Origin of the sequence: uncultured Brevundimonas sp., from assembly GCF_937870815.1 — a bacterium.
Classification (GTDB): Bacteria; Pseudomonadota; Alphaproteobacteria; order Caulobacterales; family Caulobacteraceae; genus Brevundimonas.
Map to the genome: position 1 here is coordinate 1 of NZ_CALMZS010000051.1, position 3,344 is coordinate 3,344.

Consider the following 3,344-nt stretch of genomic DNA (forward strand, 5'->3'; position numbering starts at 1 on the left):
GCGAGCCCGCCCAGGACAGGCCGGCCGGCGCCCAGGTCCGCGACGCCGCCTGTTCGGCGACCCAGTCGACCAGTTCGGCCTTCTTCAGCGACCTGGCGCGGTCGTCTTCGGCCCCCATGGCCTCGAGCATCCCCAGCAGCAGCCCTTGGGGTGGGACGGCGCCGGAAGCGCCTACAGGGGTTTTGCGCCGAAGTTGCCCGCAGACGGGCCCGCAAAGGGCGCCCCAGGGATAATGGACCACATTGCGGGCGCGGGCCCGCACCCTGTCATACAGTCGAACGCCCAACCTGTTTGCCATGCCCTCGGCCGCGATCGCCGCAGGGGGCCGGGTCGAACACGTTCCTCTTTTTCCCTGACCTGGGCGGGCGTCACGCCATAGAGCGCAGTCTGCGTCCAGTCTGTCACCTTTGGTGGCGACAAGGCCGGCAACGGCTCCAATGAAAAGGTCCACCGCCAGCGTTCTCGATGGGTCGCACATTGCCTGGCTCCGTGGTGGAAAACGGTCCAATCGCCTGATAGATCGCGCGGTTGACAGCTCCCCGCTCTGCCGGGACCCGACCTCTCAGGAGGACAACGAAGCTGGAGTTGCTTCAGATTCCATTTGCGGCCGCGATGCTTCCGATCGTGGACGGGGCATAGAGACACGCGCAAGGAAACCGCGACGTGCGGCGTAGCTGTGCGCGAAGCTGACCAGCCGCGTGATCACCCAGCCCGCCAGACTGTGATGACGAGCCTGAGTCCCAGGACGCCGAAGATCATCGGATCAGGCGCACAGCAGGCCGACAAGTGTCATAGCGGAAGGCATCGCGTCTTGCCGCTCAACCGGCGCAGCAAGACAGTTTGCTGACGTCCTTGTTGAACGTCAGCGCGGCCAGTTTCAGGCCCTCGACGGTCGTGAGATAGGGGAAGATCGTGTCGCCCAACTGCTCCACCGTCATGCCGCATTTAATGGCCACCGCTGCGGTCTGGATGCTGTCGGCCCCTTCCGGCGCGAGAATGTGCGCGCCTAGAAGTCGCCCCGTGCCACGATCCGCCACCAGTTTGATGAGCCCACGCGTGTCCCTGGCCGCGAGCGCGCGAGGTACGTGATCCAGGGTGATCATCGAGGTCTGCACATCGTGACCGACCGCGCGGGCCGCAGCTTCCGTTAGGCCCACCGTCGCCACTTGAGGATCGGTGAAGACGACCGCGGGCATGGCGCGATTGTCGTAGATCCGGGTGTCGCCGTTCAGAGCGTTCCGGGCGGCCAGCCTGGCCCCGTAGGCGGCCATGTAGACGAACAGGTCCCTCCCTGTGACGTCCCCTGCGGCATAGACGCCCGCGCGCGTCGTGCGCATTCGGTCGTCGACGATGACACCTCCCGCAGGCGAGATCTGGATCCCCATCTCGGCAAGCCCCAGCCCATCCGAGTTGGGAACCCGCCCCGTCGTGATCAGAACGCGCTCCGCGGTGATCACGACGGGGCCGCCGGACTGCGTGAGGCTGAGCGAAGCGCCATCATCGGTCTGTCTGATAGACCCGTAGACGGCCCCCGCCACGACCGTGACACCCTCGTCCACCAGATAGCGTTGCAGCGCCTCGCTGATTTCGGGTTCGCCCTCTGGCAACAGCCGGGACCGGCAGACGATGGTGACGTGGACGCCCGCCCGGCTGAACATCTGGGCCAGTTCCGCCCCGATATAGCCGCCGCCGATCACCAACATCGATTGGGGCAACGCTTCCAGTTCGAGCGCGGTCGTGCTGGTCAGATAAGGCACGGACTCGATGCCGGGGATCGCCGGCATCCCCGGACGTGAACCGGTCGCGATGATCACCTTGTCCGTAGTCAGCCGGACGTCGCCGACTTCCACGCCGCCCTCGACGAGACGCGCCGCGCCTTGGTGGTAGGTGATGGCGTCGTAGCCTTGCAGAACGTCTTCGTACTTGGCCTGGCGAAGGTCGTCGACCAGTCGGTCCTTCTGGCGAACCGTCTCGGACCAGTCCGTAATGGCGGCCGAGGCCCGGACGCCGTCGAAACGGCTCGCGGCCCGGGCCTGACGAAGCGGTTCGACGGCCCGGATCAGGGCCTTGGACGGCACGCAACCGACGTTTACGCAGGTCCCGCCGATCGTTCCGGCGCCGACGAGCGCCACCCGTGCGCCCTGTTCCGCCGCCGTGATGGCGGCCGAGAAGCCGGCCGAGCCCGCCCCGACCACGACGAGATCGTAGGTCTTGGCGATATCCCCTGACGGCGTGCAACAATCACTCATACTGTCCGGATCCTTCTGAATGGACTTTGCCGCCAACGAAGCGGCGTTCGCCCGATATCGCCTTGGCCTTCGTGTGGCGGCAGCGAGAGCCTGGATGTCGCCACACGCGTCTCCTGACGCGGGGACCGGTCGCGCGACAGGCGTTCGAATATCGTCCTCGAGGCGGCTGGACGAACGCCGAAAATGCCTATCGGCGTGCCTGAACACGAGCGGGATAACCGGCCCTGGTCGACGCGAGCGCCAGGGCGGCCGGCGTCACGCGGGCGTCATCGTAGGTCACCGTCGCCACGGCCTGTCCATTGCCGCCCCGAGTCACGGTGACGGTCACGGCTTCGACGCCCGGGATGCGCGAAATTGTGCGACGGACGATGGGCGCGCAGGTCACGCAGGAGACATTGGTGACGTCGAGCCTCACGGTGCGTTCGGCGGCCTGGACGGCATCGGCGATGAAGAGAGCCGCCGCGAAAGCGAGGGCGGCGCGAAGCGAAAGGGTCATGATCGATGTCTCCAGGAAAAATCAGGCGCCGATCAGCAGCGGCGCGACATAGGGAAATGCGAGAGCGAGGGCGACGAGCAGGGTCGCCGTCCAGAGCGCGATCTTGACGAGACGGGTCGAGGCCGGCCGGGCGCAGGTCACGTCTTCCGCGCATGCGACCCGGGGCTGGCGGTAGACCCGGTAGAAGCCGAGGCCCAGCAACACCACGGCGGCGGCAACGAAATAGAGATGGTAGGGGGCCAGCGCCGTGACATTGCCGATCCATGCCCCGCTGATCCCGAGCGCGAACAACGCCAGGGGCAATACGCAGCAGGAGGTCGCGCCGATCGCGGCGACAAGTCCTCCGACGGCAAGCCACCCGCGAGCGTTGGGTTTGTCGGCTGGCACCGTGGGTCCGCCGAAATCTTCCTTGCCGTCTGCCATTGACACTCCTCACGCCTTCACTGGCCGATGGACACAAGGTAAGGTCTGTAGGCACTACAGATACAAGCGGCAAAATCCATGATGGACAAAATCGCCCTGCGCGATACGGCCCCGCGCCTACCTATCGGCGAACTGTCGAGGCGGACCGGGGTCAATATCGAAACCGTGCGCTACTA

General features: G+C 66.1%; 3 protein-coding genes. All 3 read right to left on the reverse strand.

Features of this window, described 5'->3' with window-relative positions:
- Positions 1-818 precede the first annotated feature (818 nt).
- Positions 819-2,249: a mercury(II) reductase gene (merA, locus tag Q0588_RS03340; protein ID WP_298743766.1), complete on the reverse strand. Its 1,431-nt coding sequence runs from the start codon at positions 2,247-2,249 to the stop codon at positions 819-821.
- A 187-nt stretch (positions 2,250-2,436) separates the two neighbouring features.
- A complete protein-coding gene (locus tag Q0588_RS03345) occupies positions 2,437-2,745 on the reverse strand; it encodes a mercury transporter (protein WP_292124790.1) in 309 nt (102 codons plus the stop codon).
- Positions 2,746-2,766: 21 nt separating this feature from the next.
- Positions 2,767-3,168 (reverse strand): mercuric transporter MerT family protein, encoded by a 402-nt coding sequence (locus Q0588_RS03350; RefSeq protein ID WP_292124791.1) that lies wholly within the window; start codon positions 3,166-3,168, stop codon positions 2,767-2,769.
- Between the last annotated feature and the right edge of the window lie 176 nt (positions 3,169-3,344).